The 14,266-nt window shown below is 59.1% G+C and carries 16 protein-coding genes and 1 riboswitch; of the genes, 3 read left to right on the top strand and 13 right to left on the bottom strand.

The features are described 5' to 3' along the window. Window positions 1–11: 11 nt before the first annotated feature. The 12 genes from ACRZ95_RS18545 to dnaK form a co-directional block, all read right to left on the bottom strand. Window positions 12–746 (bottom strand): ABC transporter permease, encoded by a 735-nt coding sequence (locus ACRZ95_RS18545; protein WP_170680749.1) that lies wholly within the window; start codon window positions 744–746, stop codon window positions 12–14. Next, window positions 743–1,468, bottom strand: coding sequence for an ABC transporter ATP-binding protein (locus ACRZ95_RS18540; protein WP_170680746.1), 726 nt, complete (start codon window positions 1,466–1,468; stop codon window positions 743–745). Before ACRZ95_RS18540 ends, ACRZ95_RS18545 begins: the two co-directional genes overlap by 4 nt. Beyond that, the gene (gene tenA, locus ACRZ95_RS18535; RefSeq protein ID WP_170680743.1) at window positions 1,465–2,139 is read right to left on the bottom strand and encodes a thiaminase II; all 675 of its coding nucleotides are present in this window, start codon (window positions 2,137–2,139) and stop codon (window positions 1,465–1,467) included. Before tenA ends, ACRZ95_RS18540 begins: the two co-directional genes overlap by 4 nt. Beyond that, the gene (locus tag ACRZ95_RS18530) at window positions 2,136–3,071 is read right to left on the bottom strand and encodes an ABC transporter substrate-binding protein (protein WP_170680740.1); all 936 of its coding nucleotides are present in this window, start codon (window positions 3,069–3,071) and stop codon (window positions 2,136–2,138) included. The genes tenA and ACRZ95_RS18530 overlap by 4 nt, the downstream gene beginning before the upstream one ends. 20 nt (window positions 3,072–3,091) lie before the next feature. Continuing rightward, on the bottom strand, window positions 3,092–4,054 hold the full coding sequence (locus ACRZ95_RS18525) for a HesA/MoeB/ThiF family protein (RefSeq protein WP_170680737.1): 963 nt from the start codon (window positions 4,052–4,054) through the stop codon (window positions 3,092–3,094). Continuing rightward, window positions 4,051–4,647 (bottom strand): thiamine phosphate synthase, encoded by a 597-nt coding sequence (locus ACRZ95_RS18520; RefSeq protein WP_170680734.1) that lies wholly within the window; start codon window positions 4,645–4,647, stop codon window positions 4,051–4,053. The genes ACRZ95_RS18525 and ACRZ95_RS18520 overlap by 4 nt, the downstream gene beginning before the upstream one ends. Beyond that, window positions 4,644–5,408 carry a thiazole synthase gene (locus tag ACRZ95_RS18515; RefSeq protein WP_170680732.1) on the bottom strand — a complete coding sequence of 255 codons (765 nt, stop codon included), beginning with the start codon at window positions 5,406–5,408 and terminating at the stop codon, window positions 4,644–4,646. Before ACRZ95_RS18515 ends, ACRZ95_RS18520 begins: the two co-directional genes overlap by 4 nt. Before the next feature lie 2 nt (window positions 5,409–5,410). Beyond that, on the bottom strand, window positions 5,411–5,605 hold the full coding sequence (gene thiS / locus ACRZ95_RS18510; protein ID WP_170660915.1) for a sulfur carrier protein ThiS: 195 nt from the start codon (window positions 5,603–5,605) through the stop codon (window positions 5,411–5,413). Beyond that, complete coding sequence (locus ACRZ95_RS18505; protein WP_170680729.1) at window positions 5,589–6,566, bottom strand: FAD-dependent oxidoreductase; 978 nt, start codon at window positions 6,564–6,566, stop codon at window positions 5,589–5,591. The genes thiS and ACRZ95_RS18505 overlap by 17 nt, the downstream gene beginning before the upstream one ends. Continuing rightward, a complete protein-coding gene (gene thiD / locus ACRZ95_RS18500; RefSeq protein ID WP_170680726.1) occupies window positions 6,563–7,366 on the bottom strand; it encodes a bifunctional hydroxymethylpyrimidine kinase/phosphomethylpyrimidine kinase in 804 nt (267 codons plus the stop codon). Before thiD ends, ACRZ95_RS18505 begins: the two co-directional genes overlap by 4 nt. A 45-nt stretch (window positions 7,367–7,411) precedes the next feature. After that, window positions 7,412–7,516: riboswitch (TPP riboswitch) on the bottom strand. A 250-nt stretch (window positions 7,517–7,766) separates the two neighbouring features. After that, window positions 7,767–8,915 carry a molecular chaperone DnaJ gene (gene dnaJ / locus ACRZ95_RS18495; RefSeq protein WP_170380244.1) on the bottom strand — a complete coding sequence of 383 codons (1,149 nt, stop codon included), beginning with the start codon at window positions 8,913–8,915 and terminating at the stop codon, window positions 7,767–7,769. A gap of 74 nt (window positions 8,916–8,989) precedes the next feature. Beyond that, window positions 8,990–10,897, bottom strand: coding sequence for a molecular chaperone DnaK (gene dnaK / locus ACRZ95_RS18490; protein ID WP_170380243.1), 1,908 nt, complete (start codon window positions 10,895–10,897; stop codon window positions 8,990–8,992). Between the two features lie 214 nt (window positions 10,898–11,111). Here dnaK and ACRZ95_RS18485 point away from each other — a divergent pair, with 214 nt between their 5' ends. Further along, window positions 11,112–11,714, top strand: a complete 603-nt coding sequence (locus tag ACRZ95_RS18485; protein WP_170680723.1) for an alpha-ketoglutarate-dependent dioxygenase AlkB — start codon at window positions 11,112–11,114, stop codon at window positions 11,712–11,714. Here ACRZ95_RS18485 and ACRZ95_RS18480 read toward each other — a convergent pair. Then, the gene (locus ACRZ95_RS18480) at window positions 11,711–12,532 is read right to left on the bottom strand and encodes an ABC-2 transporter permease (RefSeq protein ID WP_170680720.1); all 822 of its coding nucleotides are present in this window, start codon (window positions 12,530–12,532) and stop codon (window positions 11,711–11,713) included. The genes ACRZ95_RS18485 and ACRZ95_RS18480 overlap by 4 nt on opposite strands. 122 nt (window positions 12,533–12,654) lie before the next feature. Here ACRZ95_RS18480 and cysQ point away from each other — a divergent pair, with 122 nt between their 5' ends. Both cysQ and ACRZ95_RS18470 read left to right on the top strand, forming a co-directional pair. Then, window positions 12,655–13,452, top strand: coding sequence for a 3'(2'),5'-bisphosphate nucleotidase CysQ (gene cysQ, locus ACRZ95_RS18475; protein WP_170680717.1), 798 nt, complete (start codon window positions 12,655–12,657; stop codon window positions 13,450–13,452). Beyond that, window positions 13,452–14,252, top strand: a complete 801-nt coding sequence (locus ACRZ95_RS18470) for a 3-deoxy-manno-octulosonate cytidylyltransferase family protein (protein WP_170680714.1) — start codon at window positions 13,452–13,454, stop codon at window positions 14,250–14,252. Before cysQ ends, ACRZ95_RS18470 begins: the two co-directional genes overlap by 1 nt. Window positions 14,253–14,266: the final 14 nt, after the last annotated feature.

Genomic DNA, 14,266 nt, shown 5'->3' with positions numbered 1-14,266 from the left:
TTTCTGAAAGGTTAACGCGCCTCACCGGCCATGCGGGCCGTGGCGCGACGTACAAGCATGTGCAGCAGGATCGAGAACACGCCCAGAGTCAGCATGGCCGCGAACATCAGATCGGTCTTGGCCCGACCATTGGCCAGTAGCATCAGGTAGCCCAACCCTTGCGAGGACCCGACCCATTCGCCGATCACCGCGCCAATCGGCGCATAGACCGCCGCCAATCGCATCCCCGTGGCCAGCGAAGGCAACGCCGCCGGGATACGGATGTGCCATAGAACCGAACGTGGGCTTGCCTGCATCGTGCGCGCAAGATCGAGATATCCGGGCGGGGTCCGCATCAGACCGTCAAAGAAGGATGAGGTGATCGGAAAGTAGATGATTAGAACCGCCATCGCGACCTTGGACCAAAGGCCGTAGCCCAGCCACAGGGTCAGCAGCGGAGCCAGCGCAAAGACCGGCAGAGCCTGGGTGAACACCAGCATCGGCTGCACCAGCACCCGTGCGGCCCGCGAATTGGCCAGTTGCAGCGCGGTGACGACGCCCAGAACGGTACCCACCGCCAGGCCGATCACGACCTCAACCGCTGTGATCCAGGTGTGTTCTGCAATCACCCAGCGGTTCTGCCACCAGGTCTCGGCCACAAGCGCCGGGCCGGGCAGGATGAATTTGGGCAGGCCGGTCAGGCTGACAATCGCTTGCCAGACGGCCAGAGCGAACAAGGTTGCGGCGAGGGCTGAGAAGAGTTTCATGCCGCCTCTCTCAGCAGCTTCAGCAGCGCACCTTGGGTTTCCAATGTTTCTAGATCATCCACATGGCGTGGTGCAGGCGCGGCAGGCGGGGCGCAAGAGGTCAGCCCTTGCTGCGTCATCACGACGATGGATTGGCCCAGACGCGCGGCCTCGGCCGGGTCGTGGGTGACCAGAAGGACCGTCCGGCCTTGCAGCGCCTCGGCGGCCAAATCCTGCATGTCTGCACGGGTGCGTGCATCAAGGGCCGAGAATGGCTCATCCAACAGCACGATGGGGCGATCTTCCATCAGGGTCCGCGCCAAAGCGACGCGCTGTCTCTGGCCGCCAGACAGTTCCGACGGTTTCTTGGCCATGTGGTCTTGTAAGCGCATCCGCTCGATCAGACGGTCCCGGCGATCCAGATCAGGTTTCTCACCCCGCAATCGCGCGCCGAGCGAGACGTTTTGCGCCACCGTCGCCCAAGGCAGCAGCAGGTCGTCCTGCGCCATATAGGCCACGCGAGTCGGGACCGTTTGGCCATCGCTGGCCGATATCTGACCAGTGAAATCCGCGCCTGTCTCCAGCCCGGCGATCAGGCGCAGAACCGTGGTTTTGCCAACGCCCGATCCACCCAACAGGCAGGTCCACTGCCCTGCCCCAAGGGTCAGGGTCAGCGGTGCGAATAAGGGCGTATCGCCAATGCTCCCGTGTCCGCTGATGGTGAGATCGGGCGCCGGGGTCATGGGGTCAGACCCATTTGCCAGAAATTGACCTCAAGCTCGGTGGCGGTTCGGAAGGTTTGGCACAGACGACCCCAACGCGGGGAGGCCTTGAAATCTGCCCCAATCCGTTGTGTTAGAGCCGAATCCAGCAGTTCGCCGACCGCCTTGCACGCGCCCTGGTAGTCCTCACCAGCATAGGTATTGATCCAGTCGCGATAGGTGTCCGAGGTCGCTTCAGCAGCGAGTCGAGACCCGATTTCTCCGTATCCCATGACACAAGGCGAAAGCGCGGCCAGCAGGTCCAGCAGATCGCCACTATACCCGGCCTCAAGCACGAAGCGCGTATAGGCCAGATTTTCGGCACGTTCCGGGGTCGCAAACAGCTCCTCCTGAGAGATCCCAGCCGCTTCGCAGATACCGATATGCAGCTGCATCTCTTCGGCAACCAAAGCGTTCACGGTGCCCACAGCCGTCAGCATTTCGGAATGCGTTTCCGATTTCACCACCGCCAGCGCCCAGGCGCGGCTGAAATGGATAAGGAACACATAGTCCTGACGCAGGTAGTGCAGGAATGCCTCTCGGGGCAGAGAGCCGTCTTTCATCCCTTCGACAAAGGCGTGGCGGGTGTAGTCCTGCCACGGCCCCTGCGCTGCATCACGCATCAGCGTGAAGGCTTTGCCATAGTCGCTCATTGCGCGGTCACGTCGATGGTGATGTCGCTGACCGGCAGAACGCTGTCGATCATGCCGCTTTCGTTCAGGAAGGTCTCAAATCGGGCATAACGGCCTGCATCAAAACCCGCCGGGCGCAGAGCAAAGCGCGGCAGGGTGTCGACCCAAGCGCGAGCATTCAGCTCATCCTGCAACTCGGGCGAAGTCGCGGCGAAAATCTCCCAGCTTTTTTCGGGGTTGTTGACAATGTACTGGGTCGCTTTTTCGGTCGCCGCCAGGAAACGCGCGATCTTATCCTTGTCCATCGTCTCGGGGTTAGCAACGTAGATCAACTCGTCATAGGACGGCACGCCCTCTTCCTCGATATAGAAGCAGGTGCCGGGACGGCCTTCGATATCCATCTGGTTCAACTCGAAGTTCCGATAGGCGCCGATCACCGCATCTACCTGACCGGTCATCAGCGACGGCGAGAGCGAGAAGTTCACGTTGATCAGTTCAACATCGTCCAGCGCCACGCCATATTTGCCCAGCACGGTGGTCAGAACAGCCTCTTCCACACCAGCGACCGAGAAGCCGATTTTCTTGCCCTTCAGGTCCGCAGGCGACTTGATCGGGCCGTCTTCCAGAACCAGCAGACAGTTCAGAGGAGTCGCAACCAGCGTGCCGACACGTTTCAGCGGCAGGCCTTCATGAATCTGCAGGTGTAGCTGCGGCTGATAGGATACGGCCAGTTCGGCCTGACCAGCGGCCACCAGACGCGGCGGGGCAGAGGGATCAGCGGGCGGAACGATCTCAACCTCAAGGCCCTGCTCGGAGAAATAGCCGTTTTCCTGCGCCACGATGATGGGCCCATGATCTGGGTTGATGAACCAATCCAGCAGAACGGTCATCTTGTCTTCGGCCCAGGCCGGCGCAGCGGCCAGAAGGGCGATGGCTGTCATCAGCTTTTTCATGTCTCGCGTTTCCTTTTCACTCACGAGGTTGAGGCCGCGACGAGGACAATCTCGCCCGGCCAGTCCGGTTCAATCTGTTCAGCCGCACGCCAGGCGCGCAGGCCGGTTGCACAGCACAAAGCCAGCCTTTTTGCTTTGTTAGGCTCTGATTTAAGGTGTTCCACGCTTAGGCGTCGTGCCAATGGATGGATCGGCTGAGGGGCTTCGTCTTCACTCCGAAGTTCAACAATCACATCTTCTGAGGACAGCTGCGAGGCGGCAACGAAGGTGAAGGATTGTTCAGGCTCGGGCGCTGCGTCAAAACGGAAGCTAGAGCTTCGGAAGGTCCGGGCATCCACCTGCACCATCTGGCCCAGGGGCGATGGGTCGAGGCCGAGGATCAGGGCCAATGCCATCTGCGCCTGTATCGCGCCGATCATCGCCACAACCGGCCCCAGCACGCCTGCCGTGGCACAGCTCGCCCCGCTGGTTGGTGCGTCGGGGAACACGGCCCGCAGTGAAGGCGCACCGCCGCAGAACGCACCAACATAGCCAGACAGGCCCAACACCGAGGCACTGACCAAAGGTTTTCCCAAGGTCAGGCAGATATCCGACAGCGTGTAGCTAGCGGCATAGCTGTCCGCACAGTCGAGAATCACGTCGGCCTGTGAAACAAAACCAGCCGCATTCTCGTTTGTTAGAGCCCGTTCATATGCCACGACGTCGATATCAGAATTCAAAGAACGACTGCGATCGGCTGCAACTTCGGCTTTTGGGCGTCCGCAATCTGCCTCAGTAAACAGCGTCTGCCGATGCAAGTTCGACAGGGCCACGTCATCCGCATCGAGGATCGTCAGATGCCCAACGCCCGCCCCAGCCAACAAAGGTAGGACCGGAGCCGCCAATCCACCCGCCCCGACAACCAAAACCCGCGCCTTGGACAGGCGCGCCTGCCTTTCGGCCCCCACCTCAGGCAGGATCATCTGTCGAGCGTAGCGGCTCATCTGGTGGCCTCGACCCACTGGCGCACCCGCGCCTCGGGGTCGGCATTCAGGGTGATGTCCGTAACGACCGAGACAATGTCGGCCCCTGCCTCAAGCACGCCGTGCGCGCGTTCGACGCTCATACCGCCAATCCCGACAAGAGGAATATCGCCCACACGGGCTTTCCACTCGGTGACTCGCGGCAGGCCCTGCTGCTCCCACTTCATCTTTTTCAGGATCGTCGGATAGACCGGTCCCAGCGCGACGTAGTCGGGGTCCATGGCCAGAACGCGCTCTAGCTCATCATCGTCATGGGTGGAAACGCCCAGCTTTAGGCCCGCTTTTCGGATCGCCTTGAGGTCGGCATCATCCAAATCTTCCTGCCCCAGATGGATCCAGTCGCAGCCAGCATCTATCGCAGCCTGCCAAAAATCGTTCACCACCAGAACCGCGCCATGCTGATTGCACAGTTCGCGAGAGGTCGCGATCTCGGCCCGGACAACATCGTCCGGCTGATCCTTCATGCGCAGCTGGACCAGCTTTACACCCAAGGGCATCATCCGCCGCAGCCAGTCCGAGTGGTCAAAGATCGGGTAAAAACGGTCCAAGCTCATGACAGGAACGCCTTTCCAACGACGGGGGTTGAGGGTTCGGCCATGTCGCGGGCCTCGATCGGGTCGGCCCGATGGGCCAGCTGCCCGGCCTCAACCGCGCGCATCATGGCCTTTGCCATCAACGCCGGATCACCGGCGCGGGCGACGGCAGTGTTCAGCAATACGGCGTCATATCCCAGCTCCATCGCGTGAGCCGCATGGCTGGGCAGGCCGATCCCGGCATCAATCACCAGCGGCACATCCGGAAACTCGGCCCGCATTGCGCGCAGGGCGTATTCATTGTTCAACCCCCGGCCCGAACCGATTGGCGCACCCCAGGGCATCAGGACCTCGCACCCGGCCTCAAGCAGCCGTTCACCCACGATTAGGTCGTCGGTGGTGTAAGGGAAGACCTCGAACCCGTCCTCGGTCAGGATGCGCGTGGCCTCGACCAGTTGGAAGACGTCCGGCTGCAGACTGTCGGTATGGCCGATCAGCTCTAGCTTAATCCACTTGGTTTCAAACACTTCGCGGGCCATATGCGCGGTGGTCACCGCCTCCTTGACCGTATGACAGCCGGCGGTGTTGGGCAGCACCAGCACGCCCAGATCACGGATCATCTGCCAAAAAGTCTGCCCGGCCCCCGATTCCCGCCGCAGAGAGACAGTCGCCACACCCGCGCCGCTGTCGCGAAACGCCTGTTCTAGGATAGCAGGGCTGGGATATTGCGCGGTGCCCAGCATCAGCGGGTTGGGCAGATCGACGCCGTAAAAGCTTTTCATCCTCACCCTCCTTGCATCGGCGACAGGATTTCGACCCGGTCACCTTCGGACAGGGCATGGGCAATGCGCAGGCTGGAGGGCACGAATTCCTCGTTCACCGCCGTTGCGACACGGCCCGAGAAACCGCATTCATCTAGCAGCTCTGCCAAGGTGGAGGCCTTTACCTCCTTGGGGTCGCCATTAAGCACGATCTTCATCGACCATCTCCGAATGTTTGTTCTCAAGCGCCAGATCGGCCACGCCCTGCGCCAGCGCTGGGGCCAACAGGTAGCCATGGCGATAAAGACCATTGGCATAGATCGTCCGGCCCAAACGCCGGATGCGCGGCAGGTTGTCAGGAAAGGCAGGGCGCAGATCGACGCCGATTTCCAGCACCTCAGCCTCACCAAAGGCCGGGTTCAAAGCGTAGGCCGCGCTGAGCAGTTCCAGCATTGAGCGCGCGGTAATCCGGCTGCTGTCTTCGCTTTCGATCATGGTCGCGCCCAGCATGTAAATGCCCCCGCCACGTGGGACGATGTAGAGCGGCATCCGCGGGTGCAACAGGCGCACGGGGCGTGTCAGCATCACATCAGGGCATCGCACCACCAGCATCTCACCCTTTACGCCGCGCAGATCATGCAGATATTCCCGTGCGTGCAGACCTCGACAATCGATGGCGTTCTCCAGCTGTGCAGGTGCGAGTTTGCGGTGGAATTCAACGCCCTTGTCTTTGAGTCCTCGGTGCAGGTCGAGCAACGCCTGACGGGGGTCAAGATGCGCTTCTTGATCGAAGAACAGTCCCTTTCCGAATCCATGCAAATCAGGCTCTAAATTGGCGATTTTTGCCCGATCTACTTCGGAATAAGAATTCGTCCGACGGGCAAATCTACGCAAATCCGGAATGTCCCGCGCATTGGCCACGACCAGAGTACCGCATCGTTGCACAGGTGTTCGGGACGCCCACCAGTCAATGGCAGATTGACCGAGCCTGAGGACAGGTTCCTCCGAGTTTTCATACTCGCACCACGGGGCCAGCATACCGCCCGCCCACCAGGAACATCCATGCGGGCCCGGAGGGCCGCCGGGATCAAAAACCTGTACCTTTGCCCCGCGCGAGACCAGCTCGGACGCGACGGCCAAACCGGCTACACCGGCGCCTATGACAGACCAGAGAGTCACGCAGGCCAAACCCGGTGGAAGTGATGGACAGGCCCGTGGCCCGCACCGATCTTCAGCTCATCAGCCCGCGCAATGGCACCCTGCAGATACTCATGCGCCCGCGCCACAGCATCTACAAGCGTCAGATCCTTGGCCAATCCGGCAGCGATGGATGAGGACAGCGTGCAACCAGTTCCGTGGGTGTTTCGGGTGGCTTTTCGTGGGGCCTGTAATTCGGCAATCACCCCGGTTTCGTCAATCAGCAGATCGTGGCAGACATCCCCCTTGCCATGACCGCCCTTCATCAATACCGCTTGTGCACCCAACGCGCATAAAGCTTTGCCCTGTTCAACCATCACCTCAGGCGTGTCGGCATCACATTGATCCAGCAAACATGCCGCCTCGGGCAGGTTTGGCGTAAGAACCGTCGCACGAGGCAGCAAGACATCGCGCAGGGTCTGAACCGCCTCATCGGCCAGAAGGGCGTCACCGGATTTCGCAATCATCACGGGGTCCAGAACGATTGGCCCTCGAAACCCGGAAACCCCCTGCGCCACAGTTTCAATGATCTCTGGCGTCGCCAGCATCCCAATTTTGATGGCGCGTACATCCAGATCGCTTAGGACTGCCTCGATCTGGGCCGAGATCACCTCTAGCGGAATGCCATGCACGGCCGTAACCGCCTGTGTGTTCTGAGCGGTAACGGCGGTGATCACGCTGGCCCCGAAAACACCCAAAGCCGACATCGCCTTGAGATCGGCCTGAATACCCGCGCCGCCGCCGCTGTCGGATCCTGCTATGGTCAAGGCAATAGGTGCCACGTCGTTGCTCCATCTTTTGTGAGCAACTCGGGCATGGAAAACGTCTGTTTGCTTTAGACCGTTCCCTACGCCGGAATTGCCCGGATCAGGTTCGATGGGTTAGCACTTGCGCCTCTCAGCCCTTCGATAAGGGCACCCCAACGGTTGATGCGGACAATCTCAGGACCAGTCTGGAAAATCAAGCCTCAATCCGCGTATCGTATGGCCAATATCTTCAATAAAATAAGGCCAGAGGAGCGGTGGAGTTTGCGGGAATCTGCCGCAAGCTTTGAAGCTATTTGCGACAGATGAATGAAGGATCACATCGTTTGCGAGACCGAGCCACCTGGCGACAGATACGTGGGGCGGCGAGATCAGAGTCTCGATTCAAAAAGGCCGCCCCAGTTGGAGCGGCCTGAACTTAGCTTTTCATCCCATCCCAGAAGGACTTCACGGATGAGAAAAAGCTTTTTGATTCTGGATGGTTATCCTCACCCAAATCATCAAACTCACGCAAAAGTTCTTTCTGGCGAGAGGTGAGGTTGACCGGAGTTTCCACAGCCAGTTCGATGAACATGTCACCGATGCCACCACCCCGCAAAGCAGGCATGCCCTTTCCGCGCAGGCGCATTTGGCGACCCGACTGGCTGCCCGCCGGGATCTGCACCCGTCCGCGCCCACCATCAATGGTCGGCACCTCGATGGACCCGCCCAGCGCGGCTTTGGCCATGCTGACAGGCACGCGGCAATAGAGGTTCACGCTGTCGCGTTCGAACAGTTTGTGGTCCGAGACCTCAACAAAGATATAGAGGTCACCCGGAGGGCCGCCGCGCATACCGGCTTCACCCTCACCCGCCAGGCGGATGCGTGTACCGGTCTCAACACCGGCGGGGATATTGACCGACAGCGCGCGTTCTTTTTCCACACGACCCGCGCCATTGCAGGATTTACAGGGGTTTTTGATGATCTGCCCCAAGCCCGAACAGGTCGGGCAGGTGCGTTCAACCGTGAAAAAGCCCTGCTGAGCCCGAACCTTACCCATGCCAGAGCAAGTCGGACATGTTGTAGGTTCAACACCACCCTCAGCGCCCGATCCGTCACAGGCCGAACAAGCCACGGCAGCGGGAACGTTGATGGTTTTCTGCAGGCCCGAGAAGGCCTCTTCCAGCGTTACACGCAGGTTGTAGCGCAGGTCAGATCCGCGTGCCGCGCGACGTCCGCCGCCGCCACCACGTTGGCCGCCCATGAAATCGCCAAACAGATCGTCGAACACATCCGAGAACGCGCTGGAGAAGTCACCCTGACCAAAGCCACCGCCCGGACGGCCACCACCGCCCATGCCGTTTTCAAAAGCGGCATGACCAAAACGGTCGTAGGCTGCTTTTTTGTCAGCATCGCGCAGCACGTCATAGGCTTCGTTCGCTTCTTTGAACTGCGCCTCGGCATCCGGGTTGTCCTTGTTGCGGTCGGGATGCAATTCCTTGGCTTTCTTGCGAAAACCTTTTTTGATCTCATCCGCAGATGCGCCCTTGGTTACACCAAGCACATCATAGTAGTCGCGTTTTGACATCAGTTTTCCCTTCTGCCTCAACGTAATTGGGCCGGCCCGGCAAGCGGACCGGCCCAGATTGGCCCGGTTACCGGTTACTTACGCTTATCGTCGTCCAGATCTTCGAACTCGGCGTCGACAATGTCATCATCCGCAGGACCCGCATCTGCCGCTGCAGGCTCTTCCTCGCCCTCTTCGGCTTGCGCCTTGTAGATGGCTTCGCCCAGCTTCATGGCGGCTTCGGTGACGTTCTGGATGCCGGACTTGATCTTGTCGGCGTTCTCGGTTTCCAGCTCGTCCTTCAGCGCGGCAATTGCCAGCTCAATGGCTTCGATGGTGGTCGGATCAACCTTGTCGGAGTGCTCTTCCATCGACTTCTCGGTCGAATGGATGAGGCTTTCCGCCTGGTTCTTGGCGTCGACCAGCTCGCGGCGTTCCTTGTCGGCTTCCGCGTTCTCTTCGGCGTCCTTGACCATCTTTTCGATGTCCTCATCGGACAGACCGCCCGAAGCCTGGATGGTGATCTTCTGCTCTTTGCCGGTGCCTTTGTCCTTGGCCGAAACCGAGACAATGCCGTTGGCGTCGATGTCAAAAGTCACCTCGATCTGAGGCATGCCGCGCGGCGCCGGCGGGATATCTTCGAGGTTGAACTGACCCAGGATCTTGTTGTCCGCAGCCATTTCACGCTCACCCTGGAACACGCGGATGGTTACGGCGTTCTGGTTGTCCTCGGCGGTCGAGAAGACCTGAGACTTCTTGGTCGGGATCGTGGTGTTACGGTCGATCAGGCGGGTAAACACGCCACCCAGCGTCTCAATACCCAGCGACAGCGGGGTCACGTCCAGCAGAACCACGTCTTTGACATCACCCTGCAGAACACCGGCTTGGATAGCCGCGCCCATGGCAACCACTTCGTCCGGGTTCACGCCTTTGTGGGGCTCTTTACCGAAGAATTTGGTGACCTCTTCGATCACTTTCGGCATCCGGGTCATACCACCGACCAGAACAACTTCGTCCACGTCAGCAGCCGACAGACCGGCGTCTTTCAGAGCGGCGGCGCAAGGCTTCATCGACTTTTTGATCAGGTCCGAAACCAGTGATTCCAGCTTGGCACGGGTCAGTTTCATGACCATGTGCAGCGGCTGACCGTTCGACCCCATCGAGATGAACGGCTGGTTGATTTCGGTCTGCGAGGTTGAGGACAGCTCGATCTTGGCTTTTTCAGCGGCTTCTTTCAGACGCTGCAGGGCCATTTTGTCCTGGCTCAGGTCGACACCGTGTTCCTTTTTGAACTCGTCCGCCAGGTAGTTGACGATGCGCATGTCAAAGTCTTCACCACCCAGGAAGGTGTCACCGTTGGTCGACTTAACTTCGAACAGGCCGTCGTCGATTTCCAGAATGGTCACGTCGAAGGTACCGCCACCAAGGTCATAGACCGCGATGGTTTGGGTTTCTTCTTTATCCAGGCCATAGGCCAGAGCAGCCGCTGTCGGTTCGTTGATGATGCGCAGAACTTCCAGACCGGCAATTTTACCGGCGTCTTTGGTGGCCTGACGCTGTGCATCGTTGAAGTATGCTGGAACGGTGATAACCGCCTGCGTGACTTCCTCACCCAGGTAGCTTTCTGCGGTTTCCTTCATCTTGCCCAGAGTGAAGGCCGAGATTTGGCTTGGGGAGTACTTTTCACCGCGGGCTTCAACCCATGCGTCCCCGTTGCCGCCATTTACGATGGCATAGGGCACCATTTTCTTGTCTTTTTCGACTTCGGCATCATCTACACGACGACCGATCAGACGCTTGACGCCAAAAATCGTGTTGTCGGGGTTGGTGACCGCCTGACGTTTTGCAGGCTGACCGACCAGTCGCTCATCTTCAGTGAAGGCGACGATCGAGGGCGTGGTCCGCGCCCCTTCGGCGTTTTCGATGACCTTCGGCTGCGAGCCATCCATGATCGCAACACACGAGTTGGTGGTGCCGAGGTCAATCCCGATTACTTTTCCCATATTTTCAATCCCTTTCTCTTCAAGGCGATGTCCCGAGGGCCGGACCCGTTATGGCATCCCGTCCCCGATCTGATGTGCGCGACAGCACTACACCATCGCGCGTCCCGGCGTATATAAGGGCCGGACCAGAGGCCTGCAAGCATTCTGAATTGCAGGTTTTCGGGAATCTGCTGCCTTTTTTGGCAAGGATTTGGTAAGGAATGGGGAATCCGGCATGGCTCGGCTGCTTTTACGGGGAATTGAGATCAGGAAGGGCTATCTGGACAATGCCGCCCAGAACCGGTTGATAGACGCGCTGCGCCCGATTCTGAAATCCGCACCCCTGTTCCGCCCCATGACACCATCGGGCAAAGAAATGTCGGTGCGCATGACGTCTGCCGGAGATTTGGGCTGGGTGACGGACAAGGCGGGCTACCGCTATCAGGACCAGCATCCCGGGGGCATGAACTGGCCCAAGATCCCCGAACTTGTCCTTGCGATCTGGCAAGATCTGGTGGGCCCAGAGCGCGCACCGGATTGCTGCCTGATCAACTACTATGGCGAAGACGCGAAGATGGGCCTGCATCAGGACAAAGATGAGGCCGATTTCTCGTGGCCTGTGTTGTCGGTCTCGCTCGGCGATGACGCGCTCTTCCGCATCGGCAACACAACACGTGGAGGCAAGACGGAATCCCTTTGGCTGAACTCAGGCGATGTGGTGATCATGGGCGGCCCTGCGCGGTTGACTTATCACGGTGTGGACCGCATCCGGTTCAAATCATCCAAACTGCTGCCCAAAGGCGGGCGGATCAACCTAACCCTGCGCGTTGCGCGTTAGCGGCGCGCGCTCCAGCTTTGTGAAACATGTTTCTTGGTGAAGAAAACGCCCAGCAGGCCGATCATTAGCAGCGCGACGCCAACCCAGACCGCATATTCCCAGCTTGTGTTGCGCGGGTAATAATTTCGGAAAACATAACCGCGACACTGGTCAATCAAATGAAAAAGCGGGTTCCAAGCGAACAACATCAACATGTATCCGCCCAGTGCATTGGCCAGAAACATCTTGCCAGAGAAGATCATTTGCAACCGTCGGTACACCGTGGTCAGAATACCTGCCGTCATTGGAAACCAAGGCCGCAGCGCCATCAAAACCAACCCCACCGCACATCCGGTGAACCATGACAAAAGGACCATAGCAAAGGCAGGCCCGGGCTGTTCGATTACCAATGGATTTACCGCGGCATGGTAGATGAACAGGATGACAAACATCGTCACCATCATGGTGTAGAGCGTCCCAAAAGCCGTGGCCAAAATCGTGATCACCATATTCATAGGTGAATGCAGCATCATTGGGTTGTTACCCGCCCCGACACCCGCGACCTTTTTTACCGATTTGATGTGCAACATGAACAGGAACACACCCGACAAGAGGTACAAAACAATGTCGCCTCGCACCTTGGCCACCCGTGTGCCCATAAATGACATGATCAGGTAGAACACGAGAACCATCGCAAGGACTTGAACAACACTTCGGATAATCGCGACCACCGCGTTCGAGTGCTGGGTCCGGATATCTCGCACAACCGCATGAAAGATCAGCTCGGCCGTGGTGAAGGCACCACCCAGCAGGGTCTTGTTATTCCTGAAATAGAACACGTGTCGGGTCTTTCCTGCTCTGTTGACCTCAGTCTTTCACGAATACCTTGCCGTTCGGTAACCAGCACATCATAAGTCCGTCACCATATTCGATCAACAAACTATCAAATCGGAGCTTTTTTGTGACCTACGACGCCCTTATCCCCGTCATCCGACGTCTGGCACTGGAAGCCGGTGACAAGATCATGGAGATCTACAACTCGGATACGTTCGATGTGAAGGTCAAATCCGACGAAAGCCCTGTGACCGAGGCTGATGAGGCCGCCGATGCGTTGATCTCAGAAGGGCTGCACGCCGCATTCCCCGACATCCTGCTGGTGACCGAAGAACAGGCCGCCTCGCATTCCGAGAAGGGCGAGACATTCCTGATCGTTGATCCGCTGGATGGCACCAAGGAGTTCATCAATCGGCGCGGAGATTTTACCGTCAATATCGCACTGGTCGAAAACGGCACCCCCACGCGCGGCGTCGTCTATGCCCCTGCGCGCGGTCGCATGTTCTACACCCAAGCCGATGGGCAATCGGTCGAGGAAACCGGCGCATTGGACAAGGCTCACGCCGGGGAGATCACGCCGATTTCAGTCTCTAACCCAGACAATTCCGCCCTTTTGATCGTCGCCTCCAAATCGCATCGGGATCAGGCGACCGAGGATTACATCAACAAATATCAGGTGCAGGACAGCAAGAGCGCGGGCTCGTCCCTCAAGTTCTGTCTGGTCGCAACGGGCGAGGCGGATCTCTACCCACGGGTTGGTCGCACAATGGAGTGGGACACCGCCGCCGGGCACGCTGTACTGGCAGGGGCTGGTGGTCAAGTGGTCCGGTTCGACGACCACACACCCCTGACCTATGGCAAGGACGGCTATGCAAACCCGTTCTTCATCGCCTACGCTCCGGGTGTTGAGTTGAAGGAAGCCTGATGTCCGTTCTGATCGCCATTCCCGCCCGCTATGCTTCATCCCGTTATCCGGGCAAGCCTTTGGTGCCGCTGACCGGCACGAAGGGCCAAGCTATGACACTGATTGAACGCTCGTGGCGAGCGGCCAAGTCTGTGTCAGGTGTAGATAAGGTGGTTGTCGCCACAGATGACGACCGCATCCGGGAGGCTGCCGAAGGGTTCGGGGCCGAGGTCGTGATGACCTCGGAAGCCTGCCAGAATGGCACCGAACGCTGTGCCGAGGCGCATGAGGTTTTGGGCGGTAGTTATGAGATCATCGTAAACCTGCAAGGCGACGCGCCGCTGACACCGCATTGGTTTGTCGAAGACCTGATCTCGGGCCTGCGCGCCGCGCCCGAGGCCGGTGTCGCCACACCCGTTCTACGCTGCGACGGGGATGCGCTGAACAGCCTGCTCAATGATCGCAAACACGGGCGTGTCGGCGGCACGACGGCCGTTTTTGCCAGCGATAACAGTGCAATGTATTTCTCGAAAGAGGTGGTGCCCTTCACATCCGACAGCTATGCGGGCACAGATCCAACCCCGGTGTTTCACCATGTAGGTGTCTACGCCTACCGCCCGGATGCATTGGCCGCCTATCCCAGCTGGCCCACTGGCCCGCTAGAGCAGTTGGAAGGTCTGGAACAGCTGCGCTTCATGGAAAACGGCCGCAAGGTTCTATGCGTCGAGGTCGAAGCCAAAGGTCGCCAGTTCTGGGAGCTGAACAACCCTCAGGACGTGCCCAAGATCGAAGCGATGATGGCGGATATGGGGCTGGAGTGATCCCTTTTCCCCCT

The sequence above is a fragment of the Ruegeria sp. AI3 genome (assembly GCF_056541245.1).
Note: the sequence above shows the minus strand (reverse complement) of the source record. Positions and strands in the feature narration are given on the sequence as shown.